The 19238-nt window shown below is 35.7% G+C and carries 14 protein-coding genes; 11 read left to right on the forward strand and 3 right to left on the reverse strand.

Going from position 1 to position 19238, the window contains the following annotated elements; translation table 11 throughout:
• Positions 1–70 precede the first annotated feature (70 nt).
• Complete coding sequence (locus tag EK417_RS08610; protein ID WP_136521917.1) at positions 71–775, forward strand: class I SAM-dependent methyltransferase; 705 nt, start codon at positions 71–73, stop codon at positions 773–775.
• A 184-nt stretch (positions 776–959) separates the two neighbouring features.
• Here EK417_RS08610 and EK417_RS08615 read toward each other — a convergent pair whose 3' ends face one another.
• Both EK417_RS08615 and metG read right to left on the reverse strand, forming a co-directional pair.
• Positions 960–1628 carry a hypothetical protein gene (locus EK417_RS08615; RefSeq protein WP_076594242.1) on the reverse strand — a complete coding sequence of 223 codons (669 nt, stop codon included), beginning with the start codon at positions 1626–1628 and terminating at the stop codon, positions 960–962.
• Positions 1629–1692: 64 nt separating this feature from the next.
• Positions 1693–3729, reverse strand: a complete 2037-nt coding sequence (gene metG / locus EK417_RS08620; protein WP_136521918.1) for a methionine--tRNA ligase — start codon at positions 3727–3729, stop codon at positions 1693–1695.
• A gap of 335 nt (positions 3730–4064) precedes the next feature.
• Here metG and EK417_RS08625 point away from each other — a divergent pair, with 335 nt between their 5' ends.
• From EK417_RS08625 to EK417_RS08665, 9 genes are all read left to right on the forward strand, one after another.
• The gene (locus EK417_RS08625) at positions 4065–6803 is read left to right on the forward strand and encodes a SusC/RagA family TonB-linked outer membrane protein (RefSeq protein WP_136521919.1); all 2739 of its coding nucleotides are present in this window, start codon (positions 4065–4067) and stop codon (positions 6801–6803) included.
• A gap of 5 nt (positions 6804–6808) precedes the next feature.
• On the forward strand, positions 6809–8407 hold the full coding sequence (locus EK417_RS08630; RefSeq protein WP_136521920.1) for a RagB/SusD family nutrient uptake outer membrane protein: 1599 nt from the start codon (positions 6809–6811) through the stop codon (positions 8405–8407).
• 20 nt (positions 8408–8427) lie between these two features.
• Positions 8428–9498: a SusE domain-containing protein gene (locus EK417_RS08635; RefSeq protein WP_136521921.1), complete on the forward strand. Its 1071-nt coding sequence runs from the start codon at positions 8428–8430 to the stop codon at positions 9496–9498.
• Positions 9499–9580: 82 nt separating this feature from the next.
• Positions 9581–11734 (forward strand): glycoside hydrolase family 97 protein, encoded by a 2154-nt coding sequence (locus EK417_RS08640; protein ID WP_136521922.1) that lies wholly within the window; start codon positions 9581–9583, stop codon positions 11732–11734.
• A gap of 84 nt (positions 11735–11818) precedes the next feature.
• Positions 11819–12037 carry a hypothetical protein gene (locus tag EK417_RS08645; protein ID WP_136521923.1) on the forward strand — a complete coding sequence of 73 codons (219 nt, stop codon included), beginning with the start codon at positions 11819–11821 and terminating at the stop codon, positions 12035–12037.
• Positions 12038–12100: 63 nt separating this feature from the next.
• On the forward strand, positions 12101–13345 hold the full coding sequence (locus tag EK417_RS08650) for a radical SAM protein (protein ID WP_136521924.1): 1245 nt from the start codon (positions 12101–12103) through the stop codon (positions 13343–13345).
• Positions 13342–14175 (forward strand): hypothetical protein, encoded by an 834-nt coding sequence (locus EK417_RS08655; RefSeq protein WP_076594249.1) that lies wholly within the window; start codon positions 13342–13344, stop codon positions 14173–14175. The genes EK417_RS08650 and EK417_RS08655 overlap by 4 nt, the downstream gene beginning before the upstream one ends.
• 5 nt (positions 14176–14180) lie before the next feature.
• Entirely contained in the window at positions 14181–15053 is an 873-nt protein-coding gene (locus EK417_RS08660) for a hypothetical protein (protein WP_136521925.1), read from the forward strand.
• Between the two features lie 18 nt (positions 15054–15071).
• Positions 15072–16217, forward strand: coding sequence for a hypothetical protein (locus EK417_RS08665; RefSeq protein ID WP_136521926.1), 1146 nt, complete (start codon positions 15072–15074; stop codon positions 16215–16217).
• 75 nt (positions 16218–16292) lie between these two features.
• On the opposite strand, the gene EK417_RS08670 is transcribed toward EK417_RS08665, so the two are convergent.
• Positions 16293–17216 (reverse strand): sterol desaturase family protein, encoded by a 924-nt coding sequence (locus EK417_RS08670; protein WP_110367269.1) that lies wholly within the window; start codon positions 17214–17216, stop codon positions 16293–16295.
• 153 nt (positions 17217–17369) lie between these two features.
• On the opposite strand from EK417_RS08670, the gene EK417_RS08675 reads away from it, so the two are divergent.
• Positions 17370–19229 (forward strand): glycoside hydrolase family 13 protein, encoded by a 1860-nt coding sequence (locus tag EK417_RS08675; RefSeq protein ID WP_136521927.1) that lies wholly within the window; start codon positions 17370–17372, stop codon positions 19227–19229.
• Positions 19230–19238 lie beyond the last annotated feature (9 nt).

A 19238-nucleotide genomic window follows, 5' to 3' on the forward strand; every position in this document is an offset into this window, starting at 1 on the left:
AAGAGTCCGTAACTCAAAAACGTGAATCACCAGCTTTGAACTTTAGTTTCTGAAGCTGTATCTTTGCACTATGAAAGATTTAATGGGCAGAGCGATCTGGGATTATTACCACAATGAAAATCCGGAAGATTTGCAGACTGAAACATCAATCTCTGAGCTGGATGAGCTTCCGGTGGATTATTTATTCAGAGATTTTGAAGAAATGAATGATATTGAGCAGAAAGCACTGCAGTTATCCAACGGAAAAGTTCTGGATATCGGAGCGGGTGCAGGTTCTCATTCTTTATACCTCCAAAATGAAAGAAATCTTGAGGTGACGGCTTTGGATATTTCACCCAAATCCGTTGAGGTCTGTAAGTTAAGGGGAATTAAAAAAGCAGTTTGTGAAAATATGCTTAATTTCTCAGGAGAAACTTTTGATACCATTTTACTGTTGATGAACGGTACCGGAGTTTTTGAAAGTCTTGCTAAAATTGATACTTATCTTCAAAAACTGCATACTTTACTGAATGATGGCGGACAGGTTTTAATTGACAGTACGGATATTCTTTATATGTTCGATCGTGATAAAGATGGCGGAGTGTATATTCCGGCGGGTGGATACTACGGAGAACTGGAATATGTGGTTCATTATAAAGGTGAATCTGAAGAACCGATTACCTGGCTGTATCTTGATTTTAATACCTTGAAAAATGCTGCCACAAATAATGGTTTCAAAATAGAAAGAGTATTGAAAGACGAAGATGCTTACTTAGCGAAACTTACTAAGAAATAATTAACAACAAGTCATTGCGAGCTGAAAGCGAAGCAATCTCAAAAAATAATACATTGTCATTCTGTACACCGGAATGACTTTTGTTGTGCCTGTTCCTAGCCCCGATAGAAACGGTTACCCCACAGCAAGAGTTAGCCATTTAGGCAGGCGCGAGGAGTAAAAGTGGATAGCGGGAATAAGCTCCTTACCATTGTCTGAATAGATGAATGGTTCTTGCAAGCGGATAGTAAGAAAACCATTCCTGAAAATAAAAATACATCAGAACAGCGCTTGCTACACATAAAATCACTGGAAGAACGTAGGATTTTTGGCGGTATGGCAACTTTTTTGGAGTAGCCACAACCCAAATAATGATTAATCCAAGTGCTCCTACGGCTATAACGCCTATTTCCGGGCTCAACCGTGAGATTGAATTGGGATCAAAATTGGATAACAGAACATATTTTTGCACCATGAAAAAAAGAAATCCATATATCAGCGCCAAGATGGCGGCAGGATACTTTTTTAATTGTATTAAATTCAGAAAAAGTAGAATGGCTCCCGGAATGGTGCCAAAAAAAACACTGACTACAAGAATCGTAATTCTTGAATGGAGCTTAACGGCATTGGGATCTTCTGTAACATGATCTTTCCAGACTTCAACCTCTTCTGTATGTTTTGCTTGCTCTTCTTCCTTTTTATTTTGAATCAATTGCTGAACAGCTGTTTTTTCCTGCTCATTGAAAACCCGCCCTCTTTCTTCCAGAATTTCAAAAGCTGCCTGAACAGCCTCCGGAACAAAGCGGTTGCCTTCTTTTAAATATCCCTCCAATTCCTGATTGGAAAGCTTTCTTAAAACATTTTTACTGACCATAAGCTGTATATAAAAGAAAGGCTGCTTCTAATGAAACAGCCTGTGATCTTTATAAGGATTTTAATTACCCGATCTCAATACCGTTTTCAACATTTCTGTCATCCGGTGTTACGAAAGATAATTTTCCGTCTGGTTTTGTTGTTAATAATAACATTCCCTGAGATTCAATTCCTCTGATCTTTCTAGGAGCAAGGTTCAGAAGGATCATCACCTGCTTCCCGATTACTTCCTCAGGAGTGAAACTTTCTGCAATCCCCGAAACAACAGTTCTTACATCTACTCCTGTATCTACAGTAAGTTTTAATAATTTATCTGCTTTTTCTACTTTTTCAGCTTCTAAAATGGTTGCTGTTCTAAGGTCTATTTTAGTAAAGTCATCAAACGTGATCTCCTCTTTCATAGGGTTGGCGTTAGGGTTTGTTTTTTTATTGTTTTGTTTTGTGTTTTCCAGCTTTTGGATCTGAGCTTCAATGACATCATCCTCAATTTTTGAGAAAAGAAGAGATGATTCGTTGATTTTATGACCAGTTTCAATCAATACAGATTGGTTTTCAATAGTGTTCCAGTCTTTCTTCTCAACATTGAACATATTCAATAGCTTTTCAGAGCTGAAAGGCATGAAAGGTTCACATAACTGAGCTAATGCAACAGCTATTTGCGCCCCAACGAATAAAGATTGAGCTGCTTTTTCAGGATTGTCTTTAATGGTTTTCCAAGGCTCTTCCGTCTGAAGATACTGGTTTCCAAAACGGGCAAGGTTCATTAATGCAGTTAACGAATTTCTGAACTCATAATTTTCAAGAAATCCTGAAATTTCTTTTGCAGATTTACTTATTTCCTGCAATTCTGGACTGTTTACATCTCCTTGCGGAACTACACCATCATAATATTTATGAATAAGAACAGCAACTCTGTTGATGAAGTTTCCGAAGATCCCTACCAATTCAGAATTATTCTTAGTCTGGAAATCCTTCCATGTAAAATTATTATCTTTAGTTTCCGGAGCCGATGAAAGAAGAGCATATCTTAAAACATCCTGCTGTCCGGGGAAGTCTTCTACATATTCATGAGCCCATACTGCCCAGTTTCTTGAAGTCGAGATCTTATCGTTCTCAAGATTCAGGAATTCAAAAGCAGGAACATTTTTAGGCATGATATAATCTCCGTGAGCTTTCATCATTGAAGGGAAAATAATACAGTGGAATACAATATTATCCTTTCCGATAAAATGTACCAGGTCACTGTTTTCACTCTGCCAGTAGTCTTTCCAGTCTTTTCCATTCTTTTCCGCCCATTCTTTGGTGAAAGAAATATACCCGATAGGAGCATCGAACCATACGTATAATACTTTTCCTTCTGCATTGGGAAGTGGAACAGGAACACCCCAGTTCAGGTCTCTGGTCATGGCACGAGGCTTAAGGCCGTCATTCAACCATGATTTAACCTGTCCGTATACGTTAGGCTTCCAGTCATCTTTATGACCTTCAATGATCCATTCATTTAAGAAGTCTTCGTATTCATTTAACGGAAGATACCAGTTTTTTGTTTCTTTAAGGATAGGAACATTTCCGCTAAGCATTGATTTCGGATTAATCAGCTCAGAAGGAGAAAGGGTAGAACCACATTTTTCACACTGATCTCCGTAAGCGTTTTCATTACCACAATTAGGGCAAGTTCCTACAATATAACGGTCAGCAAGGAATTCTCCTGCCTGCTCATCAAAATACTGTTCAGAAATTTCTTCAGTGAATTTTCCTTTTTCGTATAAAACTTTGAAGAAATCCTGACTTGTTTCATAATGGTTTTTAGACGTTGTTCTGGAGTATTCATCAAATGAAATTCCCAGATCAGCAAAAGACTTTTTAATGATCTCGTGATATTTGTCCACGATATCCTGAGGAGTTACTCCTTCTTTTTTAGCTCTTATGGTAATAGGAATCCCGTGCTCATCCGAACCACAGATAAACGCTACATCTTTTCCTAATCTTCTCTGAAATCTTGCGTAAACATCCGCAGGAATATAAACACCTGCCAAATGTCCTATATGAACCGGCCCGTTTGCATAAGGCAAAGCTGCCGTAATCATCTTTCTGTTTGACATTTATAGTAAAGTTTTAACTGCAAAGATAAGGAATATCTGCTGAATACCGCTATTGAAGGTGTTATTATGCTTCAGAATGCAAATTTGAAAGACTGAATATGAAATTAAGTTAAACAATTGTTTAACATTTTCTTAAATTAAAACAAATAGTATGCAATACATAAGACGTTGTAAAATATTGGAATTTAAAAAACTAACTAAAATAGGTTTCGTAATATACATAATTTTAACTAAAATTATATTAAATTTATGATAATTCTATTTTTTTTTTAAATTGCAAGTCTGGCATAAGGCCAAAATATGACTGAAAAACGAAACTATAAAAAAATAAGATTGTGAAGAATTTTACAACAGTATTAAAAATTGCGCCAGCTTTTTTACTGGCCAGTACAGTAATACATGCGCAGAAAAAAGATTCTCTTCCTCAGGAGAAGAAAATAGAGGAAGTTGTCTTGATTGGATATGGTAAGCAGAAGAAGACAGATCTTACAGGATCTATTTCTTCAGTAACATCCAAAGATTTTAATGGGGGAGCAGCCACTGCTGATCAACTAATTGTTGGTAAAACTCCTGGGGTGCAAATTACTGGTAACAGTGGTGCTCCTGGTTCAGGTTCTACAATTAGAGTAAGAGGTGGTTCTTCATTCATTAATAATGACCCGCTAATTGTTATCGACGGTGTTCCTATTGATTTTAACAGTTTGAGTGGAGCAACGAATCCGTTGTCATTGATTAACCCAAATGATATAGAAACATTTGATATCTTAAAAGATGCATCTTCCGCAGCTATTTACGGGAATAGAGCTTCGAACGGGGTTATTTTAATTACAACGAAAAAAGGCACTGCAGGTAAATTCAAAGTTAATTTCAATACTAATTTTTCTGTCTCCACTAAAATGGGTAATGTAGATGTTTTGGATGCTGATCAGTTTAGAAGTTTTGTGAATACTTTTGGAACGAGTGCTCAAAAATCTTATCTCGGCACTGCAGATACTAACTGGCAGGATAAAATTTATCAACAAGCCTGGGGAACAGACAATAATGTTGCCTTTTCAGGCGGTGTAAAAGGTTTGCCCTATAGAGTATCTTTAGGATACAATGAGCAAAACGGAATTGTAAGGACAAATGAATTCAGAAGAACTTCATTAGGATTAAATTTTTCGCCTAAATTTTTTGATAATCATTTAACAGTTAATGGTAATTTTAAAGGAACTTTTTCTGAGAACAGATTCCCAGATGCTGGAGCTATTGGAGCTTCCATTTATTTTGATCCAACGCAACCAGTATATTCAGGGAATTCTAAATATGGAGGATATTATGAATGGTTAGATCCTGCCAATACAGCAACAGGTTTAAACGTAAATGGAACAAGAAACCCATTAGGTTTATTATATGGTAAAAGAGATATTTCATCTGTCTTTAGGATTATTCCAAGTTTACAACTAGATTATAAGTTTCATTTTTTACCTGAATTAAGATTGAGCATAACAGGATCTTATGATTATGCAAAAAGTGATGGTTCTGTTAACACATATAAAGAATACGCTCAAGGAATTGGAACTTTAGGATCTTATCGTTCATATTCTCAGGAAATTAAAAGTAAGTTATTTGAATCTTATCTGAATTATGTAAAAAAGATTAATGCAATTAATACCACTGTGGATATTATTGGTGGTTACTCTTATCAAGATACACGATCAATTACTCCGGAAGCTCCTACATATTATGGAAATGGGCAAAAAACCGATTTTTCCACTGCAGGAGATACTCAGAGAACTTTACTGTCTTTTTATGCCAGAGGTATTTTTACTATAGCAGATAAGTATGTTATCAATGGTTCTATCAGAAGAGACGGGTCTTCTACATTCTGGAATGGAGCTGATAAAAGCCAGTTATGGGGGAATTTTCCAGCAGTGTCAGTTGCCTGGAAGATTAATGAAGAAAGTTTCTTAAAAAGTATTTCAGCGATTAATTCATTAAAAATAAGAGCAGGCTGGGGTAAAACAGGTCAGCAAGAAACAGGTAATTTCTATCCTGCATTCGGTTCTTATTCTTATAGTAATAGCAGCACGGCCCAGTATCAGTTTGGTAATAGTTTCTATACTTTACTTCGTCCGGATGTTTACAATCCGAATTTGGTTTGGGAAACAACAACTACTAAAAACTTAGGTTTAGACTTTGCAATTTTAAATAATAGAATTAGTGGTTCAATAGATTATTTTGATAAAAAATCTGAAAACCTTATTGCAAAAGTACCTACCTGGGCAGGTGATTTAAGTAACTTTAATATTAAAAATGTTGGAATTATTGCTAATAAAGGTTTTGAAGCTAACTTGAATTTGGTTCCGGTGAAAAATGAAAGTATAACTTGGGATGTAAATCTTAATGCTACCAGATTTAATCCTAGGGTTACAAGTTTATCTCAATATGTAGATTCATCATATAAAATTCAAGTAGGAACGCTTACTGGTATTAATAACTACATTCAAGCAATTACAGTGGGTCAGCCCCTTAATGCATTTTATGTGTATCAACAAGTATATGATAGTAACGGAAAGCCTTTAGAAGGAGCTTATGTTGATAGAAATGGTGATGGAAAATCCACTGAAGATGATAAATATTTCTATAAATCCCCAAATCCTGATGTAATCTTAGGCTTTTCTACAAAGGTAAGTGTAAAGAAATGGGAATTTAGTACATCGCTTAGAGCTGTTTTAGGAAATTACGTTTATAATAATTCTGCTTCTAATAGCTCAATTGCAAATATTCAGGCGAATAATTTCTTGAGCAATACAAATTCAAGTGTTCTAACAACACAGTTTGCTGCAACACAACTTTTCTCGGATATGTTCATTGAAGATGCATCATTTCTTAGAATGGACAATTTATCAATTGCTTATAATGCAGGAGAATTTATGGGAAAAGGAACAAATTTAAGAGTAAATGCAATGGCACAAAATGTTTTTGTGATTACAAAATATAAAGGTGTAGATCCTGAGGTATTTGGAGGAATTGACAATGGTTTCTATCAAAGACCAAAAGTGTATTCAGTAGGGTTTAACTTCCAATTTTAATCAACATGAAAAATAAATATTTATATAAAAAAATAATTATAGGGTCTATTACTCTAGGAACTCTATTCTTTGCAGGTTCTTGTACACAAGATCTTGAGAGAGAACCAAGTTTAGGATTAACAGCTACTGTTTTATACAAAGATTTTAATAATTATAAACCTGCTTTAGCTAAAATTTATGCAGGACTAGCAATTGGGGGGCAGGGAGATCAAAATAATGCAGATGGTAATACGGATATAGGTGGAATTGACGGTGGTTTCTCAAACTATCTTCGTCAAATGTACAGTATGCAGGTTTTAACAACAGATGAAGCTGTTATTGCTTGGTCTGATGCAGGTCTTCCAGATATGCATAATATGACTTGGAATGCTTCCAATCCTTTTGTTGCAGCGATATACTATAGAATATTCAATGTAATTGCTGTAAGTAATGAATTTATTAAAAATACGACTGACGAAAAACTTTCTACAAACGGAATCACCGGAAGTAATCTTACAGAAGCGAAATATATGCGTGCAGAAGCTCGTTTTCTAAGAGCTCAATCGTATTATCATGCAATGGATCTGTTTGGAAATGTACCAATGGTAACTGAGACTACTGATATCATTAATACACCTCCTCCAAGAATTACCAGGGCAGAACTATTCAAATATATAGAGTCTGAGCTTTTAGCTTGTGCAAATGAGCTTAAAGATGCAAGAAGTAATGAATATGGCAGAGCAGATAAAGCTGCTGCTTGGTCTTTATTAGCAAGACTATATTTAAATGCACAAGTTTATACAGGCACAGCAAGATATACGGATTGTATTACATACTGTAATAAAGTAATAAATGCAGGATATTCATTAAAGTCAAGCTATCCATCATTATTTATGGCAGATAATAATGTAAATAATCCTGAAGTTATTTTATCTGTAAACTATGATGGTACAAGTACAAAAACTTACGGAGGCTCAACTTTTATGGTACACGCTGCAGTTGGAGGTTCGATGCCTGCTTCTCAATTCGGAATCAATGGAGGTTGGGGTGGTATAAGAACTACAAAATCTTTTGTTAATCTATTTGCTGGTTCTCCAAGTGACAAAAGAGGAAATTTCTATACAAATGGTCAAAATTTAGAAATAAATAATATATCAACATTTACAGATGGTTATGCATTTATTAAATATAAAAATATAAAGTATTCTAATGGGGCCCCTGGATCAGATGTATCAGGTAATTTTGTTGACGCAGATATTCCTTTATACCGTTTAGCAGATATTTATCTTATGTATGGTGAAGCCGTTTCAAGAGGTGGATCAGGTGGAGATGCAGCCACTGCATTAGGATATGTAAATGCCTTAAGAACGAGAGCAGGAGGAACTACTGTTGATTCAGTTAATACCGATTTTTTCTTAGACGAAAGATCTAGAGAAATGTCATGGGAAGCAACGAGAAGAACCGACCTGATTCGTTATGGTAAGTTTACTTCAGCTTCATATCTGTGGCCTTGGAAAGGAGGTGTAAAGGAAGGTAAAGGTGTAGATGATTATAGAAATCTTTTCCCTATACCGGCAAATGATATAGTAGCTAATCCTAATTTGGTTCAAAACCCTGGATATTAACTTTTAAACACAATCTGAAAATGAAAAACTTTTTTAAAATTTTAGCAATAGCATTTATTGGAATTTTTGTTATTTCATGTGAAAAAGATGAGGACCAGGCAGTTATTACAGAAACTGTAAAAAGTAAGATTACACCAGATAAGACAATTCTTGTTTTAGATAAGGCTAATCCTGACAAGGTTGCTCTAAATATCACTTGGAATAAATCAACCTTTAACATACCTGTAGTTTATACACAACAGCTTCAATTTGCAATCAAAGGGAAAAATTTCAAGGATGCCTCTACTATGGAAGTGACAGCTTCACCTCTGACCTTTACAAATAAACAGCTTAATAATATAGCATTAGGTTTAGGAGCTGCTACCAATGTAGTTGCTGAGATTGAAGTTAGGTTAAGAACTTTGGTGGGTGCTGCACCTTTCTATTCTGATGTGAATACTTTAACAGTAACACCGTATCTTTTAGGACCTACTTACAATTATAATGATCTATATCTGATTGGGGATGCTACATCGGCAGGATGGGATAATACCAGTACCAATACGAAGTTTCTTCCGCTACAAAAAACAGCTGCAGCAGGTGTTTATTCTTATACCGGATACTTTGCACAAGGCGGTTTTAAAATGATTAAAACTCCAGGATCCTGGAATACTCAATATGGAATGGGCACTGCAGGTACATTAAGTACAAGCGGTTCTTCAGGAAATATTTCTGTGTCTGCTGCAGGATATTATGAATTGACAGTTGATATCAATACTTTAACATATACTTTTACTTCAATTGGATCTCCAACGGTTACCTATAATACGATTTCAATGATTGGAACTGCATCAGGAGATTGGAATACAGATTTGGATTTACAGAAGTCAACTTTTGATTCTCACATTTGGGTTAAGAAAAATGTTACTCTAAATTCAGGTGAATTCAAATTCAGAGCAAATCATGATTGGGGAACAAACTGGGGAAAAGCTCAGGAGTTCTTTGGTGTAGCTGAGCTCGGAGGAGGAAATATTCCGGTAAGTGAAACCTTTAAGTATGACGTATATTTCAATGATATAACTGCGGAATATTCGGCAATTCCAATATTTTAATATAAATAAAAATCAAACTAAAATAAAGCAAAGTGCTGTTTTACCGCAGCACTTTATTTTTTAAGTTAATTAAATAGTCATTATGAAGAAAATTACAGTTGGAGCGCTTTTGCTCTCAATGATGTTTACAGGTGTGAAAGCCCAATCTTTAAAATCTCCGGACGGGAAATTTGAAATGAATTTCCAGTTGAAAGAAGGAGTGCCTTACTACAACCTTAAGTATAACGGTACAGTAGTGGTGGAAGATTCTAAATTGGGTTTGAGATTATTTAAAGACACAGCCATAAAATTTGCTTCTGAAATAGCCAAACCGGAAGATGCAAAATACGATCTGAACAACGGTTTTGCAAAGACAGATGAAAAAAGAGACTCCAAAAATGAAACCTGGCAGCCGGTTTTAGGAGAAAAGAAAAATTATATCAACCATTACAACGAGCTGGCAGTTACCCTGAATCAGGCTTCTACAGACAGAAGTATTGTGGTAAAGTTCAGATTATTCAATGATGGACTGGGATTCAGATATGAATTCCCACAGCAAAAAAATCTTAATTATTTTGTGATCAGAGAAGAAGATTCTGAAATTGATTTCCCTACCGATATGAAAGCGTGGTGGATTGTTGCAGATTATGATTCTCAGGAATATCAGTATCAGGAAACGAAAGTATCCGAGATTCCCTCAAAATGGGATAAGGCATACGATGCGAACGCTTCCCAGTCATTGGTGAAAAATGCAGTTCAGTCTCCGTTGATGCTTAAAAAAGAAGGAAAAGAACCTTTGTACATCAACGTTGCAGAAGCAGCAGTGTTGGATTATCCGGCTTCACATCTTGAAGTAGATGCACAGAATTTTAAGTTTAAAACACATTTAACTGCAGACAGACAAGGAGCGAAAGGGTATATCCAGACTCCATCGGTAACGCCTTGGAGAACCATTATTGTAGCTCCGAAAGCAGAACAGGTAATGGATTCTAAAACGATCTTCAATCTTAATGAGCCTACAAAGTACACTGATACTTCTTACATCCACCCTACAAAATACATGGGAGTCTGGTGGGAAATGATTATTGGAAAATCACAGTGGGCGTATTCTACTGCAGAAAATGTTCACTTAGGGAAAACAGATTTTACAAAGCTGACTCCCAACGGAAAACATGCAGCCAACAATACAAAGGTTAAAGAATATATTGACTTTGCTGCAGAAAACGGATTCCAGGGATTATTGATCGAGGGTTGGAATATCGGTTGGGAAGACTGGTTCGGACACTCAAAAGAATTTGTTTTCGATTTCATTACCCCTTATCCGGATTTTGACATCAAAATGCTGAATGAATATGCTCATTCGAAAGGAATTAAACTAATCATGCACCATGAAACTTCAGGTTCTGCCACGAACTATGAAAGATGGGCGGATAAAGCCTTCCAGACAATGAATAAATATGGCTATGATGCTGTGAAAACAGGATATGTAGGAGATATCATTCCTAGAGGAGAACATCACTATTCTCAATGGACTATTAATCATTATTATAGAATTGCGGAAAAAGCAAATGACTATAAAATCATGGTGAATTCTCACGAATCTGTACGTCCTACAGGAGAAAGCCGTACCTATCCGAACTATATCTCCGCAGAAGCAGCACGTGGAACAGAATATGAAGCGTTCGGAGGAAATAAGCCGGATCACCAGACCGTTCTTCCGTTTACAAGATGGATGGGAGGTTCTATGGACTACACACCAGGAATTTTCCAGACAAAACTTGATTATTATTTCCCTGGAGATACACGTTTTGTAAAAACTACGCTGGTAAAACAGCTGGCTCTTTATGTAACCATGTATATGCCGCTTCAGATGGCTGCAGACCTTCCTGAAAACTACAAAAAACATATGGATGCATTCCAGTTCATCAAAGATGTAGCAGCAGATTGGGATGATACCAGGATTTTGTCCGCAGAACCTGGTGATTATGTGGTGACAGCAAGGAAAGCAAAAGGTACTGATAACTGGTTTGTAGGAGGTATTACAGATGAGAATAAACGTGAATATACTGTAGACTTCTCATTCCTGGATAAAGGAACAAAATATGAAGCAACAATCTATGAAGATGGAAAAGATGCTGATTATATTGATAATCCTCAAAGCTATAATATCTATAAGAAAGAGATTACAACTAAATCAAAAATTAAATTTAAGATGGCAAGAAGTGGTGGTTTTGCAATAACAATTAAAAAAAAGTAATTATTTCGTAAAAAGTTATTTTTCATTTGATAAAATTTCTATATTTGGAGAATTATTATAATTTACTAACCAAAACTATTTATCATGAAAAAGAAACTGAAAATTACCAGTAACTTAGAGCAAAAGAACATTCTTAAAAAAGCGATGCAGTCTTCTGAAAATGTAGATTTATACAAATCTATTTTCGGTGGGAAAAATACAGTTGTAGGAGTGCCAAATAACTGTACTGTAACAGCTATATCTGGAGCTTCGGCAGCTTATAACAGAGCTGATCAATTTTTATTGGCTACCACTAAGCTATAATCGCTAAATCAAAATTTGCAGTTCTCCGCTATAGCGGAGAACTATTTTTTTATCTGATAAGATATGATTACATCTTTTGTATTAAAGGTTGCAAGTAGATGCAATCTTAACTGTTCATATTGTTACATGTATAATTTGGGTGATAAAACTTATTTAAAACAGCCTAAATTCATGTCAATTGATACCATAAAAGCTTTCGCCACCAAACTTAATCAATATAGCCTGGAAAATAATTTGAATAATATACAGATTGTTTTTCACGGAGGAGAACCTCTTTTGATATCCAAAGATTTTTATCGTGAATCTGTTAAAATTTTCAAAGAAATACTTCCCGGTCATTACTTTGACTTTGTAATCCAGACCAATGGGGTTGGATTGGATGATGAGTGGTATCAACTCTTTAATGAGTTGGATATCAGAGTGGGAATAAGTATAGACGGCCCCAGAGAATATCATGACAAATACCGTGTTTTTCATAACGGAAAAGGCTCTTATGATGAGGTGAAAAAAGCAGTTATGCTGGGGCAGAATTATGGGCTTAACGGAGTTCTGTCTGTCATAAACATTAAAATTCCTCCTCAGGAACTTTATGATGAAGTGAAGAGTCTTCAGGTAAAAGGCCTTAATATTCTTCTGCCGGATGGCCACTTTGATCAGCTTCCTGACGGAATGGAAAAGGAATGGGTTAATACAAAAAATTATACCCCCTATGCAGACTGGCTTATAGAGCTGTTTAAGATCTGGAAGAACGACCCGGAAAGGGTGAGTGTAAGATTTTTTAAAACCCTTATTGATCTTATTGTGGGCGAGGATGAGGGAGATCAGATTTTAGGTAAAAATATTAATGGTGTTGCTGTACTGGAAACCAATGGTAATTTGGAAGTAGCAGACTTTATAAGGGCTTGTTATGAAGGAATTACCAGAAACGATATTAATATTCATACCCATGCTATCGGGGATGTTTTCAATGACAGGCTTTTTGATGTGTATATGAATGCGCACGCAATGGTATCACAGAAATGCCTTAACTGTTCTGTTTATGATTTTTGCGGGAGTGGATTTTTAGGAAACCGTTATTCTAACGAAAGAGGTTTTGATAACCCCACTATTTATTGTCACGATATGATTAAACTTATTACCTACATTCAGAATGATATTATAGATGATATTCCGCAGGAAACACGAGAGGAAATGGAGCTGTCGAAAGTTTCTTATGATGATATAGTACATGAGCTGGAATTTGACAACGGGGAAATTATGATTGAATCCGAAGTTAAAGAAAAATTAATGCATTATCGTTTAACATGAATCTGAAGAAAGGAATGTACTTAGCTGGGGATTCTTGTTTTAATTGGAAAAATCAGCTTAGAATTAATAGAGGAGTAGTGGCTGAAAAAGTTGTCAATACAGGAATCGGGTATTTTGATAATGCTTATCTACCAGATGATGAATGGCGGGATCTTACCGAATCTGAATATAAAATTCTTTCTTATTCAGAGAAAGGGAATAAAATGTTCAATACCTTGGGATTGGGTGAAATTCCCAATGAATTAAAGACGCTGTTTAAAGCCGTAAAGCTGGAAGAGTGCAAGACACTTTTTGAGGTTCAGCCTAAATTTCAGGAAGATGAAAAACTCACACTACAACTTAATAAAGTTTTAAATCAGTTTCTAAATCAGAAATCTGATACCCAAAGATATAATTTTCACCGCATTACAAGATGTCTTCCGGATATGCATACCACTACTTTTCATCTCCATAACAGAGAGCATATAAAGTATACAGGTTTACATATAGATCAGAGTACAAAATTTACCCCCAATACTGCTTATAAATCAGACAATAGGATATCTATCAATATCAGTGAAGAATCCAGATATCTGTATTTTGTAAATTTAACATTGAAACAAATTTATATTGCTGTTAAGAAACATTATCAGGATGTTACTATTACCTCAGATAATATTGTGGAATTGTTTTTTTCATTATATCCTGATTACCCGATTATCCGGATAGAAATAAAACCGTATCAGTATTATATTGCACCAACAGATAATTTCATTCATGACGGAAGTACACTGGGAAACAAAAAGTTTGATATAACCATGGTATTTGTGGGAGAATTTAATAATTACTAATGATTATGAAACTAAAATCAGGAATTAAAATATACGGTGAGCATCTAGAAGAGGTCCTGGAAATCAATTCCGGACTTGTTCATCATTCAAAGCAGGAGCCTGTAGAAATTGCATTTAAAAACATTAAGTTCAAAGCACAATATGAGCCCAATGCCCATCTGGCAAAAAGAGACTGGAGAAAGCTTTCTGAGCTTGAGCTTTATACATTGAAAGGAGATCACGTTAATAAGAAAGATTATAACTCCGTTTTTATAGGAGAAATACCGGAAGAATTAAAAGATATGTTCCATAAACTGAATCTTCATTCAGCCACTTCGGATAGTGATGCATTTCAGAAATTTATGGATAATAAAGAGTTGGTTCATGAATTAAATACCCATCTCAATGGGGTGTTGGACGAAATTTCATTGGCTCCTTACCGCTTTATGAGTATTGCAACCAACTATCCCAATAGTGAAGTGGTTTCTTTGAACAAGAGAAAACTGCCTGAAAATTTTACCTTTAAGGATATTCATTTTATTGGTGTTCATAAAGACAGTTCCAAAGATATGACTTTACACACCTGCTACCGGTATGGAAATAGATTTACCATTAATTTAGGAGAACAGGCCCGCTATTTTTTGTTTGTTAATCTTACCATGAAGCAGGCATATAAAATGCTTAAAGAAAAAGAAGAACTTAAGGATGCAGAGATCACCAATGAAAACATTACTGATTATTTTCTGGAGCATTATCCTGACTATCCTGTTATTAAAGTAAAGCAAGAACCTTATCAGTTTTACATTGCTCCCACAGATAATTGTTTTCATGACGGCACTACAATAGGAAATACTGCCATAGATGTGGTAATGACCTATTTAGGAAAATTTTGTATTTAATTTAAATAGTATTGAGGTATGAAGTTTTTTTTATCATTATGTATGGTCTCATTTTTAACGTCCTTTTCATGGGCTCAGACTAAGTTACCTGTTCTGAAAGCAAATGGAACTAAAGCCGTTATTTATGAAAAAGACAATGGCTTAAAAACAGATTGGAATATAGATCCTAAAATTAAACCGGATGTCTATACAGTATCCAAAATAGCCACTTCCAATAAAAGGGTTATCATAAAAACAGATATAGATTCTCTTGCCGTAGACCTCAAAAAAGGAGAAAAAAAAGATATTATCATTCTTCTAAAAGATAAAGATTCCGCTTTGACAAGAATAGAATCTCTGCCGCCAAAAGACTTCAGTAACAGGTCTTTTAAAGATACGATGAAGCTTCATATCAATGAGCAGAATACCATATTCGTAAAAGCAGTACTCAATAAAACAGATACTCTTTTGCTCAACTTTGATACCGGTACAAGTGATCTTGTCCTTACCCAGGAAACACTTAAGAATAAAATCAAAAGTTCATTAAAATCAGGGACCAATATTCTGCAGATTGGAAATAGAGAATATCAGGGATTTACCATTTATCCTGCACAGCTTACAGGCCATGGTACAGATGGTAGGTTCGGCTGGGATCTGTTTGATGGGATGATTGTAGAGTTAAATTATGACAAAGGTTTAATGGTGGTACATTCTCAGCTTCCATCTGATGTGAAATCTCAATATTCTTCGGTTCCGATAAAATATTTTAATAACGTCTTTCTGGTGCAGGTAGGCATCACGCAGGATAAGGTTAAAAACAAAGATTGGTACCTGTTTGATACAGGATATCAAAGAACGGCCATGCTGGACGGCCCTTTATTGAATGAACAGGGTTTTCCTGCCGATAAAATGACGGTCATTAAAAAAGTAATCATGAAAGGGGCTCAGGGTAATGAAATTCCGGTGATGACCTCCAATCTTCAGTCTTTATCATTAGGAAAAACAAAACTAAAAAATATTCCTGTACAGCTATTATCTCAAAGCAGACCAGTAACGGGTACCAGGATGAATATTTTAGGGAATGAAATACTAAAGAGATTCAACGTATTTTTAGATTTTCAAAAAAATGTCGTTTATATGAAGCCTAATCAATTGGTTAATGTAACTTACATAGAAAGTAAATAAATTTTTTAGTCTGATATTTTTAATCCACTATAACCAAACAGTCTACAGGTTCATGCCCTGTAGACTGTTTATTCTTTAATTGGGAATGTTTTTTACCTTTTCTTTATATTCCTTCTGATACTGCTTTACCGTTTTCCCAGAGCCGTCATGCCTCCATCCCGGCGAATAAAAAAGATATTTTATCCGGTCCTTAAAAGAAATTCCCGGCTGTCTGATATCTTTTCCGATTCTTCTCCATTCATAGAAAAGCATCGTAGCAGGATCTTTGGATTTTATTTTTGGATATACACCATATTTCACAGGAACTTCAGGGTCTTCTTTTTCAAAAGTTCCAAAAATTTTGTCCCAGATAATAAGTCCCATTCCCATATTACGATCCAGATATTTGATGTTACACGCATGATGTACCCTGTGGTGGGAAGGCGTAACCAGGATATATTCCAAAAATCCCATACTTTTAATCGATTGGGTATGAACAAAAGTGCCATAAATCTGTATAGAAGAATAAGCTACCAGAATATGCCACGGATGAAAGCCCATGAAAGCTAATGGAGAGAAAAACAGATATCTGTACAATGGTTGAAAAACAGGGCTTCTGAATCCTGTGCTGATATTGAAATAATCAGAATTATGGTGTGTAATATGTACCGCCCAGAAAACCCTGGAATGATGATCTACATAATGATGAACATAATACGCAAAGTCCTGAGCCAGAAATACCGCAATCCAATACCATATGCCTTCCTGCCAGTCAAAAAGACGGTGCTGGTAGAAAAACATCATCACGAATAAGGAAAAACCTTTCATAATGATATCCAATCCATAATTAAGCAGGGCGAAAAGAACGTTTGTTGCTACATCTTTAGTTTCATATATTTTCTCTTTATTAAAGTGGCTGTAGGCCATTTCCAGGAAAATTATAGCAGCAAACACCGGGATTGTCCAGGTGTAAACAACATCCGGTCCTTCAGTTTTGAACATATTGCTGAAATCCAACATTTTTTCTATAAAACTAAACATAAAAAGCATGGGAAATTAATTTTATGCATGAATTTTTTATGAAAAATTTAAGTATTCATTGTAAAAAAAATACACTTTCTGTTGTGTTTTTGGATGCATATATAAAAATTTAATGCTAAATTGAACACTAATATGAAGACAATATATGCAGCATTCGCCCTTTCGATAGCTTCCTTTGCTTCTTCCCAGAAAAATCTGGAAAGAGTAGAGCCGGCTTTCTGGTGGAAGGGAATGAAAAATCCTGAACTTCAGATCCTTGTTTATGGAAAAGATGTAGCCAATCACGAGATTACGCTTTCAGATGGGATACAGATCAAAGACATCCGGAAAGTGGATAATCCTAACTATGTTTTTGTTACGGTGGATACCCGGGAAATAAACATTCCGAAGTTTATTATCAATATTAAAAAAGATAAAAAGAATCTTGGTTCATATACCTATGAGTTAAAACAAAGAAATCCCGGATCTGCCAATCGTGAGTCTTTTACTTCAAAAGACTTTATGTATCTGATCATGCCGGACCGATTTGCCAATGGTGATGAAAAGAACGATTCAAGACCGGAACTTACCGAAAAAGCAGATCGCACCCTTCCCAATGGCAGACATGGCGGAGATCTTCGGGGAATTATCAACAACCTTGATTATATCCAGAATCTGGGAGCTACCGCTGTCTGGCTTACTCCTGTGAATGAAGACAACGAAAAAGTATATTCCTATCACGGCTATGCCCAGACTGATCTCTATAAAATAGACGGCCGCTATGGAACCAATGAAGATTATAAAACATTATCCCGGGAGCTGAATAAACGAAATATGAAGCTCGTGATGGATTATGTAACCAACCATTGGGGCGGGTCACACTGGATGATTAAAGATCTGCCTTCCAAAGACTGGATCCACTGGTTTGATGAAGGAGAAAAAGGATTTAAAAGGTCCAACTACAAAACGACAACACAGTTTGATACCAATGCTTCTGATATAGATAAAAAATATGCACTGGATGGTTGGTTTGATACCACCATGCCTGATATTAACCAGAAAAATCCATTGGTTCTTAAATATCTGACCCAAAATGCAATCTGGTGGATCGAATATGCTGAGCTGGGAGGATTCCGCGTAGATACTTATCCATATAATGATAAAGAAGCCATGGCAAAATGGGCTAAAGCAATTACGGATGAATATCCGAAATTCAATATCGTAGGAGAAACATGGCTGTATACAGCAGCACAAATTGCAGCGTGGCAGAAAAATTCGAAAATAGGGGCGATAGAAAATTATAATTCAAATTTACCGTCGGTAATGGATTTTATGCTCTTTGAAAATATGCCTAAAGCCCTTAGTGAAAAAGAAAGCTGGGATAAAGGGATGATTAGAATTTATGACTCTTTTACCAGCGATTTCCTGTATCCGGATATCAATAACCTGCTTGTTTTCTTTGAAAATCATGATACCGAAAGATGGAATGAAATCTTTAACGCCAATCCGGAAGCTTACAAAATAGGACTTACTCTGATTTCCACAGTAAGAGGAATTCCACAGATTTATTACGGATCAGAAATAGGAATGAGAGGTGATAAAAAGACGGGAGGCGATGCAGATATCCGCAGAGACTTTCCGGGAGGCTGGAAATCTGATACACAAAACGCTTTTAATCCCTCCTCTCAGACCCCGGAGCAGAAAGAATTTTTCCGGTTTACCCAAAAACTACTGAACTGGAGAAAAGGCAAAGAGGTGATTCATAATGGAAAGACTAAAAATTTCGTTCCTCAGGATGGGGTCTTTGTATATTTCAGATATAATGAAAAAGAAAGTGTAATGGTGGTGGTCAACAATAATGAAAAAGATCAGACGTTAGATTTGAAACGGTTTGCAGAATCACTTAACGGATTTACAAAAGGAAAAGAGATTATTTCAGACAAAGAAATTTCATTACAAAAAAGCATGAATATTCCTGCCAAAACTCCACTGATCATTGAACTAGAAAAATAATAATACCCT

This window comes from Chryseobacterium candidae, from assembly GCF_004916905.1.
Lineage (GTDB): Bacteria > Bacteroidota > Bacteroidia > Flavobacteriales > Weeksellaceae > Chryseobacterium > Chryseobacterium candidae.

Excerpts from the sequence above, each read along its gene's own strand:
- EK417_RS08610 (WP_136521917.1), top strand. The coding sequence starts at position 71 with ATGAAAGATTTAATGGGCAGAGCGATCTGGGATTATTACCACAATGAA.
- EK417_RS08615 (WP_076594242.1), bottom strand. The coding sequence starts at position 1,628 with ATGGTCAGTAAAAATGTTTTAAGAAAGCTTTCCAATCAGGAATTGGAG.
- metG (WP_136521918.1), bottom strand. The coding sequence starts at position 3,729 with ATGTCAAACAGAAAGATGATTACGGCAGCTTTGCCTTATGCAAACGGG.
- EK417_RS08630 (WP_136521920.1), top strand. The coding sequence starts at position 6,809 with ATGAAAAATAAATATTTATATAAAAAAATAATTATAGGGTCTATTACT.
- EK417_RS08635 (WP_136521921.1), top strand. The coding sequence starts at position 8,428 with ATGAAAAACTTTTTTAAAATTTTAGCAATAGCATTTATTGGAATTTTT.
- EK417_RS08640 (WP_136521922.1), top strand. The coding sequence starts at position 9,581 with ATGAAGAAAATTACAGTTGGAGCGCTTTTGCTCTCAATGATGTTTACA.
- EK417_RS08645 (WP_136521923.1), top strand. The coding sequence starts at position 11,819 with ATGAAAAAGAAACTGAAAATTACCAGTAACTTAGAGCAAAAGAACATT.
- EK417_RS08650 (WP_136521924.1), top strand. The coding sequence starts at position 12,101 with ATGATTACATCTTTTGTATTAAAGGTTGCAAGTAGATGCAATCTTAAC.
- EK417_RS08655 (WP_076594249.1), top strand. The coding sequence starts at position 13,342 with ATGAATCTGAAGAAAGGAATGTACTTAGCTGGGGATTCTTGTTTTAAT.
- EK417_RS08660 (WP_136521925.1), top strand. The coding sequence starts at position 14,181 with ATGAAACTAAAATCAGGAATTAAAATATACGGTGAGCATCTAGAAGAG.
- EK417_RS08665 (WP_136521926.1), top strand. The coding sequence starts at position 15,072 with ATGAAGTTTTTTTTATCATTATGTATGGTCTCATTTTTAACGTCCTTT.
- EK417_RS08670 (WP_110367269.1), bottom strand. The coding sequence starts at position 17,216 with ATGTTGGATTTCAGCAATATGTTCAAAACTGAAGGACCGGATGTTGTT.
- EK417_RS08675 (WP_136521927.1), top strand. The coding sequence starts at position 17,370 with ATGAAGACAATATATGCAGCATTCGCCCTTTCGATAGCTTCCTTTGCT.